19 protein-coding genes are annotated in these 17,948 nt (G+C 61.9%); 10 read left to right on the forward strand and 9 right to left on the reverse strand.

Annotated features, from left to right (window positions below; translation table 11 throughout):
- Positions 1-8: 8 nt before the first annotated feature.
- Positions 9-2,753, reverse strand: a complete 2,745-nt coding sequence (locus GWG65_RS20545) for an EAL domain-containing protein (protein WP_275197361.1) — start codon at positions 2,751-2,753, stop codon at positions 9-11.
- A gap of 57 nt (positions 2,754-2,810) precedes the next feature.
- Positions 2,811-4,043 (reverse strand): FecR family protein, encoded by a 1,233-nt coding sequence (locus tag GWG65_RS20550; protein WP_275197362.1) that lies wholly within the window; start codon positions 4,041-4,043, stop codon positions 2,811-2,813.
- Between the two features lie 131 nt (positions 4,044-4,174).
- On the opposite strand from GWG65_RS20550, the gene GWG65_RS20555 reads away from it, so the two are divergent.
- From GWG65_RS20555 to GWG65_RS20565, 3 genes are all read left to right on the forward strand, one after another.
- Complete coding sequence (locus GWG65_RS20555; protein ID WP_275197363.1) at positions 4,175-5,971, forward strand: ShlB/FhaC/HecB family hemolysin secretion/activation protein; 1,797 nt, start codon at positions 4,175-4,177, stop codon at positions 5,969-5,971.
- Between the two features lie 154 nt (positions 5,972-6,125).
- A complete protein-coding gene (locus GWG65_RS20560) occupies positions 6,126-6,956 on the forward strand; it encodes an alpha/beta fold hydrolase (RefSeq protein ID WP_275197364.1) in 831 nt (276 codons plus the stop codon).
- Positions 6,957-7,211: 255 nt separating this feature from the next.
- Positions 7,212-7,529, forward strand: a complete 318-nt coding sequence (locus GWG65_RS20565) for a cytochrome c (protein ID WP_275197419.1) — start codon at positions 7,212-7,214, stop codon at positions 7,527-7,529.
- A 199-nt stretch (positions 7,530-7,728) separates the two neighbouring features.
- Here GWG65_RS20565 and GWG65_RS20570 read toward each other — a convergent pair whose 3' ends face one another.
- Entirely contained in the window at positions 7,729-8,070 is a 342-nt protein-coding gene (locus GWG65_RS20570) for a phasin (protein ID WP_275197365.1), read from the reverse strand.
- A 154-nt stretch (positions 8,071-8,224) separates the two neighbouring features.
- The gene (locus GWG65_RS20575) at positions 8,225-8,410 is read right to left on the reverse strand and encodes a hypothetical protein (protein WP_275197366.1); all 186 of its coding nucleotides are present in this window, start codon (positions 8,408-8,410) and stop codon (positions 8,225-8,227) included.
- Between the two features lie 715 nt (positions 8,411-9,125).
- On the opposite strand from GWG65_RS20575, the gene GWG65_RS20580 reads away from it, so the two are divergent.
- Positions 9,126-9,482, forward strand: coding sequence for a hypothetical protein (locus GWG65_RS20580; RefSeq protein ID WP_275197367.1), 357 nt, complete (start codon positions 9,126-9,128; stop codon positions 9,480-9,482).
- 40 nt (positions 9,483-9,522) lie between these two features.
- Here GWG65_RS20580 and GWG65_RS20585 read toward each other — a convergent pair whose 3' ends face one another.
- Together GWG65_RS20585 and GWG65_RS20590 are read right to left on the reverse strand one after the other, a co-directional pair.
- Entirely contained in the window at positions 9,523-10,098 is a 576-nt protein-coding gene (locus GWG65_RS20585; protein WP_275197369.1) for a hypothetical protein, read from the reverse strand.
- Between the two features lie 40 nt (positions 10,099-10,138).
- The gene (locus tag GWG65_RS20590) at positions 10,139-10,672 is read right to left on the reverse strand and encodes a GcrA family cell cycle regulator (protein WP_275197420.1); all 534 of its coding nucleotides are present in this window, start codon (positions 10,670-10,672) and stop codon (positions 10,139-10,141) included.
- Positions 10,673-10,840: 168 nt separating this feature from the next.
- Between GWG65_RS20590 and GWG65_RS20595 the strand changes: the two genes are divergently transcribed.
- Together GWG65_RS20595 and GWG65_RS20600 are read left to right on the forward strand one after the other, a co-directional pair.
- Positions 10,841-11,449, forward strand: coding sequence for a S24 family peptidase (locus GWG65_RS20595; RefSeq protein WP_275197370.1), 609 nt, complete (start codon positions 10,841-10,843; stop codon positions 11,447-11,449).
- 108 nt (positions 11,450-11,557) lie between these two features.
- Entirely contained in the window at positions 11,558-11,833 is a 276-nt protein-coding gene (locus tag GWG65_RS20600) for a hypothetical protein (RefSeq protein ID WP_275197371.1), read from the forward strand.
- A gap of 37 nt (positions 11,834-11,870) precedes the next feature.
- On the opposite strand, the gene GWG65_RS20605 is transcribed toward GWG65_RS20600, so the two are convergent.
- The gene (locus GWG65_RS20605) at positions 11,871-12,845 is read right to left on the reverse strand and encodes a quinone oxidoreductase (protein WP_275197372.1); all 975 of its coding nucleotides are present in this window, start codon (positions 12,843-12,845) and stop codon (positions 11,871-11,873) included.
- A gap of 222 nt (positions 12,846-13,067) precedes the next feature.
- Here GWG65_RS20605 and GWG65_RS20610 point away from each other — a divergent pair, with 222 nt between their 5' ends.
- From GWG65_RS20610 to GWG65_RS20620, 3 genes are all read left to right on the forward strand, one after another.
- Complete coding sequence (locus GWG65_RS20610; protein ID WP_275197373.1) at positions 13,068-13,268, forward strand: hypothetical protein; 201 nt, start codon at positions 13,068-13,070, stop codon at positions 13,266-13,268.
- Positions 13,269-13,415: 147 nt separating this feature from the next.
- Positions 13,416-14,363, forward strand: a complete 948-nt coding sequence (locus tag GWG65_RS20615; protein WP_275197374.1) for a MoxR family ATPase — start codon at positions 13,416-13,418, stop codon at positions 14,361-14,363.
- Between the two features lie 5 nt (positions 14,364-14,368).
- The gene (locus GWG65_RS20620) at positions 14,369-15,745 is read left to right on the forward strand and encodes a VWA domain-containing protein (RefSeq protein WP_275197375.1); all 1,377 of its coding nucleotides are present in this window, start codon (positions 14,369-14,371) and stop codon (positions 15,743-15,745) included.
- Positions 15,746-15,762: 17 nt separating this feature from the next.
- On the opposite strand, the gene GWG65_RS20625 is transcribed toward GWG65_RS20620, so the two are convergent.
- Entirely contained in the window at positions 15,763-15,945 is a 183-nt protein-coding gene (locus GWG65_RS20625) for a hypothetical protein (RefSeq protein ID WP_275197376.1), read from the reverse strand.
- 346 nt (positions 15,946-16,291) lie between these two features.
- Here GWG65_RS20625 and GWG65_RS20630 point away from each other — a divergent pair, with 346 nt between their 5' ends.
- Positions 16,292-16,513, forward strand: a complete 222-nt coding sequence (locus GWG65_RS20630; RefSeq protein ID WP_275197377.1) for a hypothetical protein — start codon at positions 16,292-16,294, stop codon at positions 16,511-16,513.
- A 23-nt stretch (positions 16,514-16,536) separates the two neighbouring features.
- Here GWG65_RS20630 and GWG65_RS20635 read toward each other — a convergent pair whose 3' ends face one another.
- On the reverse strand, positions 16,537-17,943 hold the full coding sequence (locus tag GWG65_RS20635) for an NCS2 family permease (RefSeq protein WP_275197378.1): 1,407 nt from the start codon (positions 17,941-17,943) through the stop codon (positions 16,537-16,539).
- Between the last annotated feature and the right edge of the window lie 5 nt (positions 17,944-17,948).

The following is a 17,948-nucleotide window of genomic DNA, read 5'->3' on the forward strand; positions in this document are numbered from 1 at the left end:
GAGTCCGATCAAGCGGCGCTGACAGTTTCGCATTCAGCCGCGAGGAATTGCCGTTCAAACGCCTCGGCAGGCATCGGACGGCCGAAGAAATAGCCCTGCCCTTCCTCGCATCCCATACTAATCAGGAAGTCAGCCGTGGCGCGGTTCTCGATGCCCTCGGCCACGACGGTGAGCCCAAGCTGCTTGCTGAGGCCGATGGTCGAGCCGACGATCGCAGCGTCATCGGAATCCGAGAGCAAGTCGAGCACGAACGAACGGTCGATCTTGAGTCCATCGAGTGGAAATTTTTTCAGATAACTTAAGCTCGCATAGCCGGTGCCGAAATCATCGAACAGGACGCGGACGCCGAGCTCCTGGATCCGCTTGAACATATCTAGCACACGGCCTTCGTCGTGCAGCAGGATGTCCTCCGTGACTTCGAGTTCGAGCAGCGACGGCGTGAGCCCAGTCGCATCGAGCAATGTCGCGACGGCATGCGCGAGATCGCCGGAGTGAAGCTGCGACGGGGACAGGTTGATTGCTACGCGCACGTTTTCACCGGACAATTCCCACGTCCGCGCCTGCCGGCAGGCGGTCTCCATCACCCAGCTCGCGATTCGCTCCGAAAGTGCCGATGTGTTGACCACCGGCATGAACTCTCCGGGCGAGACGTAGCCCCGCGTGGGATGCTTCCAGCGGATGAGCGCCTCGGCCCCGACCAGACCGCCGTCAACCAGGCGAACCTGGGGCTGATAGAACAGCTCGAACTCGCCGCGATCCGCGGCAAGCGCAAGCTCGCTCTCCAGCGTCAGCCTGTTCTCCAGTTCCTGTCTGATGCTGCCGCCGAAAATCACATGGCCGCCGCGCCGGGTCGCTTTTGCCTTGGAGAGGGCCAGATGGCCGTTGCCAAGGAGATCGTCCGCGCTGTGCCCTGCTTCCGGATAGAGCGCGACACCAATGCTGATCCTGACACGGTGCTGGCGCACGCCCGTTGCGAGCGGCACATCGAATGCACGCGCGATGCGCTCGGCAAACTCGGCAATCGGCTCGCTGCCTCCCGCGCAGTCAAGAGCGACGGCGAATTCGTCGCCGCTGAGCCGGGCAACGATCGCCTTGTCGCCTGCCTCGTTGTTCAAGCGCCCGGCGACCGCTCTCAGCACGAGATCTCCGGCGGCATGTCCCAACATATTATTTATCTGTTGGAAGCCGTCGAGCCCAACGACCAGAAGCGCGACCTCGCCAGACTTTCGCTCGGCGGAAGCGATCAGGCCGGCGAGTCCGGCATTCAGCGAGTTGCGGTTGGAAAGACCTGTCAGCACGTCATGTTCGGCGAGATATCTGACACGCTCCGCTTCGCGCTTGCGCACGGAGATGTCGCGCAGGATCGCGCCATATTGGAAGCCGTCGGTTCCCTGCCAGCCGGAGAAACTCGCCTCCACCGCAAATCCTTCGCCATTCTTCCGTCGCCCTTCGAATTCCACAACGACGGCCCCGCCCGGCACCAGCAGCGATTGGCGAGCGGCGTCGTGCATGGAAAAGGCTCTTGCTCCTCCTCCTTCGCGCAATGCGCACAGCGTTTCGAACGGACGCCCGATCATCTCGGTCGGCATGTAGCCAAAGATCGCGCTGGCGCCCGGATTCCACACCGTGATGCGGTGATCCTCATCGGTGCAGACCAGTCCGTCGCCAAGCGACATCGCGATGCGGTGAAAGCGGCTTTCGGCAATGCGCCCCAGGAGGCTGCGGAAATCGATCTCGTCGAGTGCAATCGCTGTCAGATAAGCGACGATGGCGATGTGGAAAAGCGATGTGTCTATGACGAGCGGCCATTTGACCTGCACCAGAGCGGCGGCAAGCTCCAGTGCGGCACCCAGCGCGACCAGCATCGCGACGCGAAAGCCTGAAGCGATGCGGCGCCAGCAAAAGAACATCAGCAAGCAGATGGCACACAGGCCAAGCACCATGCCTACGTCAGAGGTCCGACGCAGAGTCCGATGCTGAAGAATTGATTCCGCGGCGAGCGCCTGGAGTATCGGCCCAGATACGATACGGCCATTGGGCACGCTGAATCGGTCACCGAGCTCGAGCGCCGTGGCCCCGATGATGACCTTCTTATCCTTCAGCCTCGCCAGAGTCGCGGCGTCGCCTCGCAACACGTCAATGTAAGACATCTGCGGAATGGAAGCTGAGCGAATACTGAAGTCGATCAGGAAAGGCGAGGTTCGGCTGCCATTCTGTCCCGCCAGCACAACGGCCATCGAGGGCAAAAAGGTATCGCCGAGCTTCTCCCCGAATGGGTAACGCCGAACGAGGCCGTCGGGTTCGACCGCGACGTTGACGACGGCGGGCCACGACTGGTTGCCGAATGACTTCAGCGGGCGATTGATGTGAGCTGCGCCACCATTCGGCCCAGGTTGCTTAAAGGACGGCAGAATAGTCGCGCCGCCGGCGTCCCGCAGCGACTTGACCAAGGCCTCGTCGTTAGCGGGATCGGAGGGCGTGCTGAAGTCGACGTCGAAGGCGACGTCCTGCACGCCGGCACTTTCGAGCTTTTGCAGCAATTCGCCATGCAAACGGCGGGGCCAGGGCCACACACCAATCTGGTCGATCGAGGGCGCGTCTATGGCGACGACGACGACGTCACCACTGGCCTCACGGGATTGCCAGGCAAACCGCAGATCGGTGAGCGCGTTGCGAAGGGAAGCATGCCATCCCGTGGACAGCACGATCGCCAGCGCAGTCGAAACCAGAATATGTGGTCGAAAGCGTTTCACCCGATGCTCCTGCACACCCGCTTCTGCGGATGCGCCCTCTCCCTCTAGGGAATGGCCTCAGCGTCTTCCGTGGCCCGACGTGCTGCCATGGCCGTCGCCCCCATTGCCGCCGCTGCCCCTGCCGCTGCCGCTAGCGCTTTGGTAGCCGCTTCCGTTGCTTGCAGTCCCGTTGCCGGAATTTCCGTTGCCGCCGGAATTGCCATTGCCCGCGACCGAGTTGCCGTTTGCCCCATGCGCATTGTCGCTAGACGCGCCGGCCGTGGTCGCGGCGGTGCTCGCACCCGATGAGTTCGTGCCCGTGGTTGCGCTACTTGTCGTCGCTGCGGTCTGAATCGCGCTATTGGCTGCCGGCGTGCTCGTCGCGCCATCGCTCCAGACCGTCTCGGCGCGGGATTGTGACCGACCTCTCATTGCGCCCGGCGCCGTTGCACCGCGTGCGAGGCCGTGCGTCGCGTTGTGGACGTTCAGCTTCACCTCGCCAAGCGAGCCCGAGATGCGGATCACGCCGGCCCCGAGATGGGACCCGCGGACCGCCTGCTGGGATTTCAAGTCCGCGCCGGCCGCCTTGATGCCTTTCATGCTCTTCTCGAGCTGACCGAAGGCATGAAATGCGTGACCGTTGGCGGCGTTGCGGGGGGCCAATAAGCCCGATTTCAACACCGGGATCCGATCGATCGTGGGTGCACGCGGCTTACCCTGCTCGATTGCATTAAAAGTGCCGGCCCCGCTCAGGCTGAGACCGGACTTGCCGTGCTCAAAGGCGGTCGCCACTTGGCCCGGCAACACCTGGGCAATCTGGCCCGTCTTGAAGTCGGAGACTTCGACCTGGCCGCGAAGCACGCCGACCTTGGTGCTGCCCGCGTTCACGGTAACGCTGAACTGTGTTCCCTTGACCACTGCCGCGAGATAGGGCGTCTCGACCTCGAAATGTTTGACGTTGCGCTTCTCGACCTCGAGTAGGATCGAACCCGCCTGCTGGATGATGGTGGTCGAGAGCCCCTCCTTCTTCTCGGCCGGTAAGCCGACCACCGAGTTGGGCGAGATCAAAATCGTTTCCTCGCCACGCACGAGGAGCACGCGGCCGTTGCGTCCGGTACGGATAGTATCGCCGGAGTTGACAGTCTCCTCCTGCTCCAGCGAGACTTGCTGAGTGCCGTCCGTCGCGATCCACACATCTCCCGATGCCTTGCTGACCGACCATGCACCGCCCTCCGCTGCGAACGCGTGAGAAGCGCTTCCCAGTATCAGCGCGGCCAACAGGACGCGCCGCAGTCCATCTCTGCCAAGCATAGTGATCCTCAGTCCGGAGTAGCCCGGCTCTCAGGATTATCGAATATCTCTCAAGATTGAATTAGCTGCAGTCCCGGTAAGATCACCCGCTGTATTAACCATTCATTGACCATAAAAAACTATGAAAAATCATGAGGCTAACGTCCCATTACGATTCCTGCGGCAAAACTCCGTTGAACTACGGAGCGCGCCACTCACGGAGCCGTAACTGGAGGTACTTGGCGACCGCGATCGGCCTGCTGCTGCCGACGATTGCGGGAATTCCGCAAGCACTCGCGCAGCAGGCTACCCAGCCCGGTTTCGATCCGCGGCAGACCGAGAAATATTTCGACACGCAGACTGACCAGAATTCCCGTGGAGGCGCGTCTGTCAAACTACCGGCTGTAGGGCGCACCGATAATGGCGCTGACACCAGTCCGCAATTTGTGCTCCGCGGCGTAAGCATCAGCGGGGCCGATGCTCTTCCGCACGAGCGCATCAGCGGGACCTATCAATCCTACCTCGGAAGACAGGTCTCCCAAGCGGACCTTGTGGCGATCGCCGGCGCCATCAGCGATCTCTACCGCTCTGTGGGTTTCCATCTGACCCGCGCCATCATCCCGCCGCAGGATATTCAGAACGGACACGTCCATATCCGGGTGATCGAAGGATCCATCGTCGAAACCGAGCTCAAGGGCGACGGCGCCGAACAATTCGGGATTAGGCCGATGTTCGGCCCGGTCCTCGCCGAGCGTCCATCGCGGCTGGCCACACTTGAACGCCAGCTTTATCTGATCAATGGATGGCCGGGTGTACGGATCTCCGATACCGCGCTTGAAGAAATCGGCCTGGCAACCGGTCGCTTCCGGTTCACTGTCTTTCTGAAGACCTGGCATATCTTCACGTCGTTCGGTCTGGACAACCTCGGATCCTCGACGGTCGGCCCGTGGCAGAGTTATGCGACAGGAGCTTTCAATTCCTATCTCACGCCCGGTGACACGCTGGCGGTGAACCTATCGACAACCGCGAACGATCCCCGCCAACTTCGCTTCGGACGCCTGTCCTATGACGCCCCTGTCGGCGTCGACGGCGTGCGTCTCGGTGCTTCGCTTCTGCACAGCGAGGTCCGGCCGGGGGATGCGCGACGTCTGGACAATGATGTCACCACAACCGACGCATTCGAGCTACGGGCCGGCCTCGTGGCGCTCCAGTCGCAATCCTCGTCACTTGTCCTGACGGCGGCCACCACCTTCAGCAATGTGTCCGAACGCGACATCTATGGGCCCTGGTACAATGACCACATCAGGACTGCGAGCCTGACCGCCGATTATCGGCTCCAGGACCGTTTCGGCGGCACCAGCTACGCGACGCTGACCTATCGCCAGGGCCTCGACATCTTCGGCGCCTCCCATTTTTACGACGACCTTCTGTCGCGCGACGGCGCTTCGTCGAACTTCTCGGTGCTGAACTTCTGGTTCACGCGCTATCAGACGATCAACGACGTCTGGTCGCTCAAGCTCTCCGCGGCAAGCCAGACCGCGTCGCGCCCGTTGTTCGTCTCACAGCAGTTCTACCTGGGTGGCGCTGCCTTCGGCCGGGGCTATGGCGCAGCCGAGATCAGCGGCGACAACGGACTTGCCGGATCGCTCGAACTACGCTTCGACCAAAAGCTCAATTTCCGCTATTGGAGCGGCTATCAGCTCTATGCTTTCGGCGACGCTGGCGCCGTCTGGAACGACAGGTACCGCCTCAGCGATGGCCTGTCGTTGACATCGGCCGGAGCCGGCGCGCGGCTATTCCTGTGGGACGACCTCCAGGCCGATTTCGGCGTCGCGGTTCCCTTGAGCTACCGGGCGCCGGACAATGAGCGCCGCAGCCCGCGCTTCCTGGTTACGCTCTCGAGCGCCTTCCGGCTCTGCCCCGAGCGCGGCAAGACCGGGTGTCTTTAGCCGCGCAGCCTTCGCTGCGGTGCATCCCCATGCGGCCCTTTTTGGGGACCCTGCTCACAGACTTGCCTAAATTTAATCCGTACTCTGCTCACGATCGCTCGATCTACAGGTTCGCAATATCTATTTTCAGTCAAAAGTGATCGAGACGGAACCCATGAAGAGGGTGTGTGCAATTCTGGCTTTTCTTTGCGTCCTCGGTGTCGGCGAATATTTCATCGTCAGCCGGTTCGCGATCCGCCATGAGACTTTGACGCTGTTCGACGCTTCGCGCCGACGGCCCATCACGGTCGAGGTCGCTGTGCGGCGCGATTATGAGACCAAGGCCAATCTCGGCCTTTGGAAACTTCCGCTCGCGATCATCAGCAACGGCAATACCGTCAGGGCGACCGAGTATTCGTTCCTCGCCAACGTGCTCGCCGCGCGCGGCTATCTCGTCACCAGCATTCAGCAAGACCTCCCGAGCGATCCGCCATTGATGACCCGGGTCGGTCAGCCATATGTCGGACGGCGCGAGGTCTATATCCGCTGCGAGGCCAACATCCTCTTCGTGCTGGGCGAACTGAAGAGGCGGCAGGAGAACGCCGATTACGACCACGTCACGCTCGTCGGACATTCCAACGGCGGCGACGTCTCCATGTATGTCGCCCATCAGCATCCTGAATTGGTGTCGAAAGTGATCACCCTCGACAATCTCCGGGTGCCTTTCGTGGTCAGCGAGAAGATGAAGATTTTGTCGTTCCGTTCGAAAGACCCGCACTTCGTCACCGATCCCGGGGTGCTGCCGACGCCGGAAGAAGCCAAGGCGCGAGGCATCGACATCGTCCATACCGGCGCACATCATACGGAGATGAGCGACCGCGGTCCCGACTCGGTCAAGGAGAAGATCCAGGCGACCCTCGACCGCTTCTTGCGCGACAGTGCAAGCAGCTCGCTCGCACCTGCCGATACGAGAAGCCCAATGATCATGAATCCCGGCGATTACTAGTCCGGCTGCCTTGCGCCAGATCAAGGCCCCTTCGATCCCAGTGCGATAGGCTGTCCGCACAACGTCGGAGAGACAGGTGCCGCACCACGCCGAAAGCCTTGGCCTGCCCGCAGCAAAGATACCGGGGCCCGTCCGTCATCTGTATCGCTCCGCTCGCCGACTGCTGCGGTCGATCATCGCTCGCATCGATCTCTCGCAATTTCCGGGATCGTGCTGCGGATGAGCAGCCGCAAGCAAATGCGTAAGGGCTGCCTGATGCACCAGCATTTGAGACAAATTTGTCTGCTTCTCGTCGTGGCATCAACCCTCGGCGCTTCGGCGGCATCCGCCGCCAATGCCGATCATGGCGGCGACCTTGCCAAACGCTGGTGCGCAAGCTGCCACGTCGTGACGAACGGCCAGAGCCAGGCCAGCGCAGACGTGCCCTCCTTTGCGTCAGTTGCGCGCAGACCAGACTTTAGTCCAGAGAGGCTCGCGTTCTTCCTGCTCGATCCGCATCCGAAGATGCCGAACTTTCCCCTGAGCCGGACCGAAGCCAGCGACATCGCAGCTTATATCGGGTCGCTGCGTTAGCATCGCGCCGGGCAATCGCGGCGTTCGCACCGGCAAAATGCAAATCCCTGCCGGTTGAACCGACAGGGATCAGCAGAAAGGATGATGGACGGCGAACGGGACTCATCCGGTGGCCCATCATGGACCTGCACCGGAATTGAAATGCGCATCTCGCCGCGACGCAAGACCAATTTGTGAGCAGGGGGCAACTCCGCGATAGTCAGGACTTGCCTTTGCCGGGTTGCATCAAGTTGCCGGTCATCTGGCGCATGTGATCCCCGGCATTGGTGAACTGGCTGCGCAGGAATTCGGACTGAATCCGCATGGCCTCCTGAAGGTCGGTGGCGTGAACGAGCTTGCGAGCGTGTTCGAACGCCGCCTTCATGTTCTGCTCGGTAAAAGCAAGCGCCTGTTTCGACACCTCCGTGCCCGTCCCCGGAACCGATGTCATCGATTTGGTGGCGGCATCGAAAAACATGCCGAACGCCCTTTCTGCTTGATCGATTGTCTTCTCGGCCAGGTCGCGCAGTTCGGCCGGAACTTCCAGCTTCGGTTCGATCATGGTCGCTCTCCTCCCCTTTTTTCTGACTCACTATCACATTTGCCGTACTGGCTTCCAGCGGTGAGACCAGACGGCAGGCGCGACTGGGCCGGACTGCAGTGCAGCAGGGACCAACGCTTGGGAGAGCAATATGGTGCCGGCGCGCCGCCCGGCCTCACGACAGGGGATGATCGGGGAGGACTTCGTCAGTCGCGAGGTCTTCGACGAGTTTGATGACCTCGAAACGTTGCCGAGGCGCTAGCTTCAGAAACGCCCGCATCAGCCGCAGGCTTTCGACGGTGCTGCTCGCAGGCGCGCCGAGCTTGAGGTGCAGTTCAGCCGCGAAATCGATGTTCTTCATCTCGCACCCATGACAAGGATCGGCTTTCGCGATCTGATCTAGAGGCCCTCACTCTCGAGAACCGAACGCCATAACCGAGCGCCACGGCGACGACGAACTCTCCGCCAGGGCACCCTGGCGGGTTAGCACGCTAAACTGCACATCCGAGCGGACCGGCTCAACCCGAGAGGTTGCAACTATGACAAGAAACAACCACTTCGGCAAGCCCAACCGCCCGCGTAGCGATGCGTCATCTGCATCGCACCACGGCGATTCCGGATAACAGGAATATGGAGCGCCGTCACCCACCTGCGTCAAGAGGCTGCATGATCCCGTACGCTGGCTTGATTGCCGCCGATCGACACGGCGTTTCGTCTTGTTTTCCGGTGTGAACGGAGATTGGCAGACGCGGACTATTGTTTCGTCAGGGTATACACGCGATTGTTGAGTCCGATCTCGGCGGTTGTATCGCCGACTAAAGCGATATCGATCCCGCAGCCAGTCTCTAGCGTCTAGATCGGGGGCCACCGAGCCGATCGAAGCGGCGAGCGCGTTGGGATCGACTTTCTTGTCTGCCCTCTGCATCTCGTCGATTGCGCCCTGGACGATCATATGTATTTCCGCCGATGAACCGTCGTTCAAGATCGAGCGACCAAGCGGTTGCGAACGGCCACGCAAACCACGCCGCCATGGCTGATCTCAAATCAGGCGCGTGTCAGCACCAAAGGACGACGGCATGCTTTCTCGCTGCGATCTCATCAAGGGCGCCGCGGTCGCGCTTCTCACCTTCTCGATACAAGGCGCATGGGCGCAGGAGACCAAGATGAACCTCTTCAAGATCGTTACCATCAAAGACGAGATCATCATCGGACTGTCAGCGGAGGAACTTCAGGCGCTCGGCGGCAATGACGCGAGCGGGGTGGCGCACGCACTGGCGCAGAAGGGGGATCTCACCGTCTGGCAATACAACGTGCATCGGGGGGCGAACGGCGAATTGCAGCAGGCGCCGACCGCCAAGATCGGGCTTCTCGCCAACGCCTCGCTCCGCGTCGAGCCCTATACGACGCCCTACCAAATCGTCCCGCATCCGTAGCGAACGGCGGCGCCAGCGGCGAAAGCCGCCGGCGCCCACATTATCGATGCGACTCGGGGCGCCGTCCTGTGGCTTCTGTTGCAAAACCGTAGATCAGCGCCAGCCGGTCGAGGCATTCGCGAAAGCGCCGCGCAAAATAGTCGTTCCAGCGCTGGGTGCGGACGGCGCGGCGCTGTCCGATCTGGTCCATCGTCAGGCCCAGCACCAGTACGTCGTGCACGAGCGCGGCACCATCGGTGCCGAGCTCGCGCTCGATCCGGTTCAGCCGCAGCACCGCCTGGCGCTGGCTTTCGGTGACAGGCTCGCGCGTGCGCGCGCCATCGACATATTCGCGGGTCGGATCCACCGCCTGAGGCCCCCGCTCCGCCCTCTCCCAGTCGCTCTGGAACGCCCGCCCGCCTCGGTATTGCACCTCGTCGATCTGGTGGTGCGAATGCAGCCGGCCAAGCGGATCGTTGCGGATGGAACGCAGGGCGACGATCCTGTCGCCGGAATCGAGCGCCAGGGGATCGTCGACCTCGATCTCGGCCACCTCGCCATTGAACGGCAGCTCGCGCGACCGGCGGTCGTAGACCTTGGCCAACTTGTAGGAACTATTGCGTCGAACACGTCCCACTCGAATACTCCCTTGCAGAAAAATACGGTTGAACGGGCGGTCAGGCGGCAGAAACGAGCCTCAGCAGGACGGGCCCCGCATTGCGCGCGGAGCCGGTTGCGGGTCGGCGAGTCAGGCGGAGATGGGGCGCACAATAGCTGGAGCCCGGCTGGAGTGGATGACCGCAGAAAGTGATCTCTTCCCCATCCCTGTCGCCGCCATAGGGATAGCGGCAGTCGCCTGGTTCGAGTTCAACCAGAGAGACCAGGCGCGGCTGTACGCCAACACAGCGCCACTTGACCGGCGCGGCCGGCTTCAGCGCGGATTTTGGCGGCAGGTTCAAATATGGCAACGTCTGACGTCCCGGAGAAAGCAGACAGGCCTCGCCGAGTAAGGACGGAACGATTGACGGACTGGTCATCCGTGCTGGCGCCGCGAGTCCGAGCCGCTTGGCGCGGCCGACCACGGCATTGCGTGAGTAAGCCGTTCCAAACCTTGCGTTAATCTGTCTTCCGATCTCCGCATAGGACATTCCTTTGAGAAAATAGTCGCGAAGCACGTCGGAGTGCTCCGACGGCCAATGGCCCGGTTCCATGCTGCTGTCCCGTGATGCGCCACATGTCGACCCTTGCGGTCGGGTGGCGGAACACACATTCCGGTATTCCGAAACAAAAGTCAATCGAAACTTCTGATATTCATAATTGCATCAATTCCGAATTTCGGATTACAAGAGGCAAGACCACGGGTAATCAAGGGAATCACCATGTTGGACGTTGCAATGATCGAACGCGGCCTGGAGAAGACGGGCAAGAGCAAGGGCGGCCTTGCCGCCGCCATGGGCGTGCGGCCGGGCGCAGTGTCGGAGATCCTCGGCGGCGAACGCCTGGTGAAGGCGTCGGAAATTATTCCGATTATGGAATATCTCGAGCTGAATCTCGCGCCGATCATGGGCCGGGTCGGCGCCGGCGCGGTGATCGAGCCGGATTATGAACAGGTTCCTCCCGAGGGGCTCGGCGACATCGCGCTGCCCTTCCCCATCATGGAGGAGACCGTCGCCTTCGAGATCGTGGGCGATTCGATGCTGCCTAAATACGAGAGCGGCGACGTAATCGTGGTCTATAAGGACCAGCGCCATCCGCTGTCGAGCTTCTACGGCGAAGAGGCGGCGGTGCGACTGAAGACCGGGGAACGCTACCTGAAGACCATCGAGCGCGGCAAAACCCCCTCCGTCGTCAACCTCACCAGTTTCAATGCCAAGCCGATCGTCGGCGTCAAGCTGGACTGGGTCGGCGAGATCTGCCTGTCGATGCCCAAGGGTCAGCTCGAGCGGCTGCGCGCCAAGTCGGCGCGCCCCCGCAAGAAGAGCAAATAGGCGCCTGGCGCAAATTTCCGATTTTTGGAAATCGCGCTTGACTAAATTATGATTTTCAGAAATACTCTGCCGCGACCCGGACCAGTTGGGCCGCGGCAGGGCCATTCCATGCAGTATTTCGTCGTGATGCTCGATTATGGGCGGCGTGGCCGCGAGGCGGTCGTCGACCCCGAAATCACCCGGCGCGATGTCGTCTCCCGCATCACCTCGGGCGAGTATCGAAACATCTCTTTCATTCACGAGATCGTGGACCAATCGGTCGAGGACGTGACCGAGGCGATCCTGACCGAGGCCGCCCTCCCCCAAATCCCGCCTGACCAAGTCGACCTCCAGGCGATCCGCCTCGATCACGCCCGCGACCTGCGCAAGCACGAACGAACGTGACGCAGGCCTGCGGCCCACGCCACTATCCGGCCGGAGACTACACCGTGAGTACGGTCGATCCCGTGGTCTTGCGCGCGGCGAGATCGGCATGCGCCTTCGCCGCATCCTTCAACGGATAGGTCTGACGCACCTCGATCTTGACAGCGCCCGACTTGACGACGTCGAACAGTTCCCCTGCCATCGCGACCAGGCTCTCGCGCTTGGCTGCGTAAGTAAACAGGGTCGGGCGGGTGACGTAGAGCGAGCCCTTCTGCGCGAGCAGGCCAAGATTGAGCGGCTCGACCGCGCCGGAGGAGGCGCCGAACAATGCAGCAACACCGAGCGGCGCGAGGCAATCCAGCGATTTCAGGAAGGTGTCCTTGCCGACGGAATCATAAACCACCGGCACCTTCTTGCCGCCGGTGATCTCGTCGACGCGCTTTACGAAATCCTCGCGGGTGTAGATGATGACGTGGTCGCAGCCATGCGCCTTGGCGAGCTTCGCCTTCTCGTCGTTGCTGACGGTGCCGATCACGGTCGCGCCGAGATGCTTGGCCCACTGGCTCAGGATCAACCCGACGCCCCCGGCTGCCGCGTGGAGCAGAATGGTGTCGCCGGCCTTCACCCGATAGGTCTGCCGGATCAGATACTGCGTGGTGAGGCCCTTCAGCATCATCGCCGCCGCGGTCTTGTCGTCGACGCCGTCGGGCAGCTTCAACAGCCGGTCGGCAGGGATCAGCCGTGCCTCCGAATAGGCGCCGAGCGGCGAGGCGCCGTAGGCGACGCGATCGCCCGGCTTCAGATCGGTAACGCCGGGTCCAATTTCCTCGACGACGCCGGCCGCCTCGCTGCCAAGACCACTCGGCAGTTGCGCAGGATAAAGACCCGAGCGGTTGTAGATGTCGACGAAGTTGAGACCGACGGCGGTGTGGCGGATACGCGCTTCACCGGGCCCGGGCTTGCCGACACTGACTTCCTCCCAGACCAGGACTTCAGGGCCGCCGGTCTTGTGAAAGCGAATGGCATGCGTCATGGGGTTGCTCCCTTATCGTTGCAGTGAGGTCCGAGAACCGGATCGGCCTGTGAAATAGGCATTTGGTCTGCTCGTTACAGTACAGAGCCGTAACAAGAATGTCACAGCGAACACTAAACTTCCGCCGTTCCGCCTCTGTTCGAAAGAGTTGATGACGACGCCGGCGCAACCGGCAGTAACGTTTGTGCGGGGTTTGGTGGTCGCCTGCGAAGGAGAGCCGAGATGCCAGCTTATGTACAGCGTCATCAGGATATCGAAATCGCGCCTGTGATTTGCCCCACCTGCATGGGGTTCCTGCCGATGTATGTGCGCGAGGTCGAGCCGCACTGGAGCCTTGCCAAGATCGACTTCGTCTATGAATGCGCCGATTGCGGTGCCGAGGTCAGGCAGACGATCCGAAAGCCGGAGCTGTCGCGGCACTGATCGTACGATCGGCCAATCGCGCAAGTATTTGCGCCAAACGGAAAAATGGCCGCTCGCGCGGGTCTGCTGCTTCCCAAACGAGGCTTGTTCTTTGCTTGGAACACAGGCAGAACAAGCCTCAAGCAAGACCTTTGGGAGCGCCCTTTCGTGGCTGAACAGAAGGCCTCGACCGCGATCGAGGCAGTGGAGAGCGGCCTCGCCGCGCAGGGCTATATCGCGAGCCGGCAGATCGCGACCGCCGTCTATTTGTCGCAGCAGATCGAGAAGCCGATCCTGGTCGAGGGCCCCGCGGGCGTCGGCAAGACCGAGCTTGCCAAGGCGGTTGCCGCCTGGCGCGGCAAGAAGATGATCCGGCTGCAATGCTATGAGGGTCTCGACGAGGCCAAGGCGCTCTACGAGTGGAAATACGCCAAGCAGCTCCTCTATACCCAAATCCTCAAGGACAAGCTCGGCGAAGTCCTTGGTGGTGCACAGACGCTGCATGCCGCGCTCGAACAGCTCCACGATTTCGGCGACGTGTTCTTCTCCAAGGAGTTCGTCGAGCCGAGGCCGCTGCTTCAGGCGCTCGAGCATCCCGGCGGCTGTGTGCTGCTGATCGACGAGATCGACAAGTCCGACGCTGAATTCGAATCGCTGCTGCTCGAGATCCTCTCGGACTTCCAGGTCACGATCCCCGAGCTCGGCACGGTCTTCGCGATCACGCCGCCGACGGTGATCCTTACCTCCAACAGCGAGCGCGATCTCGGCGACGCCTTGAAGCGGCGCTGTCTGCATCTGCATATCGGCTTCCCCGAGCAGCGGCTGGAGGAGCGCATCGTCGAAAGCCGCGTGCCCGGCATCACACAGACGCTGCGCCGGCAGATGGTGGGCTTCATCCACGAAATCCGCTCGCTGGATCTGAAGAAGCTGCCTTCGGTCAGCGAGACCATCGATTGGGCGCGCGTGCTGGTGCTGCTTGAGGCTTCGGAGCTCGACACCGAGATCGTCCAGGACACACTCAACGTGCTTCTGAAATACGAGGCCGACATCGAAGCGGCTCAGCCCCAGATCACGACCTTCATTGCCAAGGCAGCACGATCCAACGTCTTCGGTTGACTCCGATGCGCGAGAATATCCATCGTTTCTTTCGGGCGGCGCGCGGTGCCGGCGTGCATGTCTCGCCTGCTGAAAGCATCGATGCGATGCGTGCGGTCGCAGAGGTTGGCGTGTCCGACCGCGCCATCCTGCGCGACACCCTCCTTCTGACCCTCGCCAAATCGCAAGACGAAAAGCTCGCACTCGGCGACTGTTTTGACCTGTTCTTCAGCCAGCCAGAGCCGCGACAACAGCAGCCTGAGGCCAGCAATGACGACACTCCGCATGAAGCGGCTCAATCTCGCTCCTCGGGTGCAACCAGCGATGCGGGCGAAAATCAGCCGTCCGAAGGACTGGGCCCGCTTGCGCAGATGCTGCTTTCGCAAGACCGCAATGCGATCGCAGCCGCGATCGCCAGCGCCGCCGGCGCGGCGTCCCTGTCCGACATCCGCTACTCCACGCAACGCGGCATTTTCTCCAGCCGCATCCTCGACGCCATGGGCCTCCAGCGGCTCCGCGACGACCTCGACGATCTGACCGCGACCAACCCGGCATTGGCCGAGCGCCTCCGCGCCACGCTCGACGGCTTGCGCGAGGCCGTGCGCGACACCGTCGCGCAGGGGCTTGCGCTCTATGCCCGCGAGGAGGCCGAAAACCTCCGCAACGAGATCTTGCGCAACGCGCCGCTCGCGCGCATCGAACGGCGTCAGGTCGCGGAGATGCGCGCGCTCATCCGCCAGATCGCGCGGCGGCTGCGCGAACGCTATTCAAAGCCGCGCAAGCGTCAGCGCCGCGGTCATCTGGACGTACGCCGCACGCTGCGCCGCAACGCGGCCTGGGGCGGCGTCCCCTTCCTTACGGCCTGGAAGCGCAAGCATCGCGATCGGCCGAAGATCGTAGCGCTGTGCGATGTCTCGGGCTCGGTCGCGCAGGTCTCCGATTTTTTCCTGCTCCTGATCCACTCGCTGCATGAAGTGGTCGGCGACGTCCGCTCTTTCGCCTTTTCCTCGCATCTGATCGAGGTCAGCGACATCCTGGAATCGAAGTCGCCGGAAGAGGCCATGGCCGAGATCATGTCCAAGGTTGGCTTCGGCTCATCCGACTATGGTTCTTCCCTCGTCGATTTCGAGAAGGAGTGGATGAGCACGCTAACGCCGCAGACCACGGTAATCGTGCTCGGCGATGCCCGCAGCAACAACCTCGACCCGCGCGCCGACATTTTGCGCCGTATCTCCGAGCGCTCGAAACGGCTGGTCTGGCTCAATCCCGAAGGACGGCTCGCCTGGGGCTTTGGCGACTCGGAAATGCCGCGCTACGCGACCTTTTGCAGCCTCGTGCGCCAATGCGCCACCGCCCAGCAACTCGAGCGCGCAGTGTCCGACATCGTGGCGACTTATCAGTAGGCGACGATCGGCTCGCGTCAGGCGGCAGCCAGCTCGGCCCCAGCCAGATTGCACTCGCGGAAGTGATACGCGATTTCGTCGAGAGCACGCTGCTCCCACTCTTCCGCCTGCGCTAGCCAGAAAACGCGTCGCTCCGAATCCAGCGCCGCGCGCTCCCGGCAAAACAATTCCTGACTGCGAATTTCGATCAGCCTGTTCATGCACTCCACTCCTGCCGCGTGAAGCTATTCCCCGCAAATCAGCGTAACAGAGTCTTGAACGCTCTGCTCACCTTCCTGGGCAACATTGCAGCGCGGAATGGGGCAGCGGTACTGCCCGTGCAGGGCGAACCTTGCGGCGCAGCATCACACAACATCATTAATTAGTGATCGATGACCCGGACGATATTCGTCCGCTGCGGATCTTAAATATTGTGACGCAACAACGTGCGGCAATTTGTGAAGAGACCTTCTAAACAGCTATCGAATTCCCGACTCAATGTCGTCGCACGGTGTTCATGCAGCGCCGTTAACAGGTGCACGCGAACGGTCACATATTTGAGGCAACATGAACATCGATGTCGACTTGGATCTTTCGCCGGACCAGTGGGAGGTTCTGAAAGCGCTTCGCAATCCTATGCCGCGCGGTCGCCTCGCGAAGACCTACGTCGTCGAAGACCTGGTCAAGTTCGGTCTTGTCACGATCAGGGACGGCATTCCCGTCATGACCTCGACAGGGCGCAAGGTGCTGGTGCGGGGATCTTGCCACCTCCTCGATCTGGCGGCCTAGATTTTTCGCGACATCCGGACATCTCAAAAGATCTGTGCGGTCACGAACGCATAGGCGATGAACACCACGCCGAGACCCCAGACCATGGCAGGAATCCGCGCGCGCCGGCCCATCGCAACCTCCAGCGCGATATAGCTCAGCGTCCCGAGCGCCATTCCGTTGATGAGATTGTTGGTCAGCACGGTGACCAGCAGCGTCAGCACGATGGGCACGGCGTTGACCAGATCGGTCATGTCAATGCGGGCGAGGCCCTGCATCATCAGCACGCCGACGAGCACCAGCGCAGGTGCGGTTGCTTGCGGTGGAATGATGACGAAGACGGGCCAGAAGAACAAGGCGAGGCAGAAGAACGCCGCGACCGTCAGCGACGTCAGGCCGGTGCGACCCCCGGCCTGCACGCCCGTGATCGACTCGATGTAGGCCGTCACCACCGACGTGCCGAGCAGCGGGCCGACGATGGACGCCGTCGCATCGGTAGCGAAGGCGGCGGTGGCATTCGGGATCGAGCCATCCGGGCGACGCAAATTGGCGGCACCGGTCACACCGATCAGCGTTCCCAGAGTCGAGAAGAATTCGGCGCACAGGAAGTAGAACAGCAGTGGCAGCGCCACGACGAAATGACTGATGAGGTAACCGACGTCGAGTGCCATGAAGGTGCTGGTGGGCCAGCGCGGCCATGACAGGATCGCCGATGGCATCGAGGTTACCATCTTGCCGTTTGCACCGGGAACGAAGAAGCCGATCAGGGTCAGCACGGCGATCGACAAGATGAGTCCGCCGGGAACACGTCGCGCCACCAGCACCGGCGTAAGCAGCAGACCTGCGAGTGTGAGCAGCACCGGCGGGCTGCGCAGCGATCCCATGGCGATATAGGTCGAGGGGTTCTGCACCACGAAGCCGGCGCCGCGCAGCGCAATGAACACGATTAAGGTGCCGACCGCGGCCTGGATGCCGATCTTCAACGCTTCGGGAACGTCGCGTGCTATACGCTCGCGCAGCTTCGACAGGCTGAGGATCAGGAATAGCACGCCCGTAAAGGCGACCATGGCGAGCGCGCCCTGCCAGGGCATGCCCATCTGCTTGACGATCACATAGGTGAAGATGACGTTAGAGCCCATCGCGGGCGCAACGGCGAGCGGCAGATTGGCCCAAAGCCCCATCAATACCGAACCGAAGATCGCCGCGAGCGCTGTCGCGCTGACAAGATCGGCGCGATCCATCCCGGCATTGGACATGATCGCCGGGTTCACTGCGATGATATACGCCATCGCAGCGAATGTGGTCGCACCGGCCATCAGCTCGCGTCCAACGGTGGTGCCGCGCTCGGACAGGCCGAAGAGGCGGTCGATTGGACCCTGCGGGCCCGACGGGCCGACGGATTTTGGCGCGATGTCTGCGGAATTCGTTTGCGGCAGCGTCATCTCGTTCATCGCCG

The organism is Bradyrhizobium sp. CSA207 (assembly GCF_029051685.1).
GTDB lineage: Bacteria > Pseudomonadota > Alphaproteobacteria > Rhizobiales > Xanthobacteraceae > Bradyrhizobium.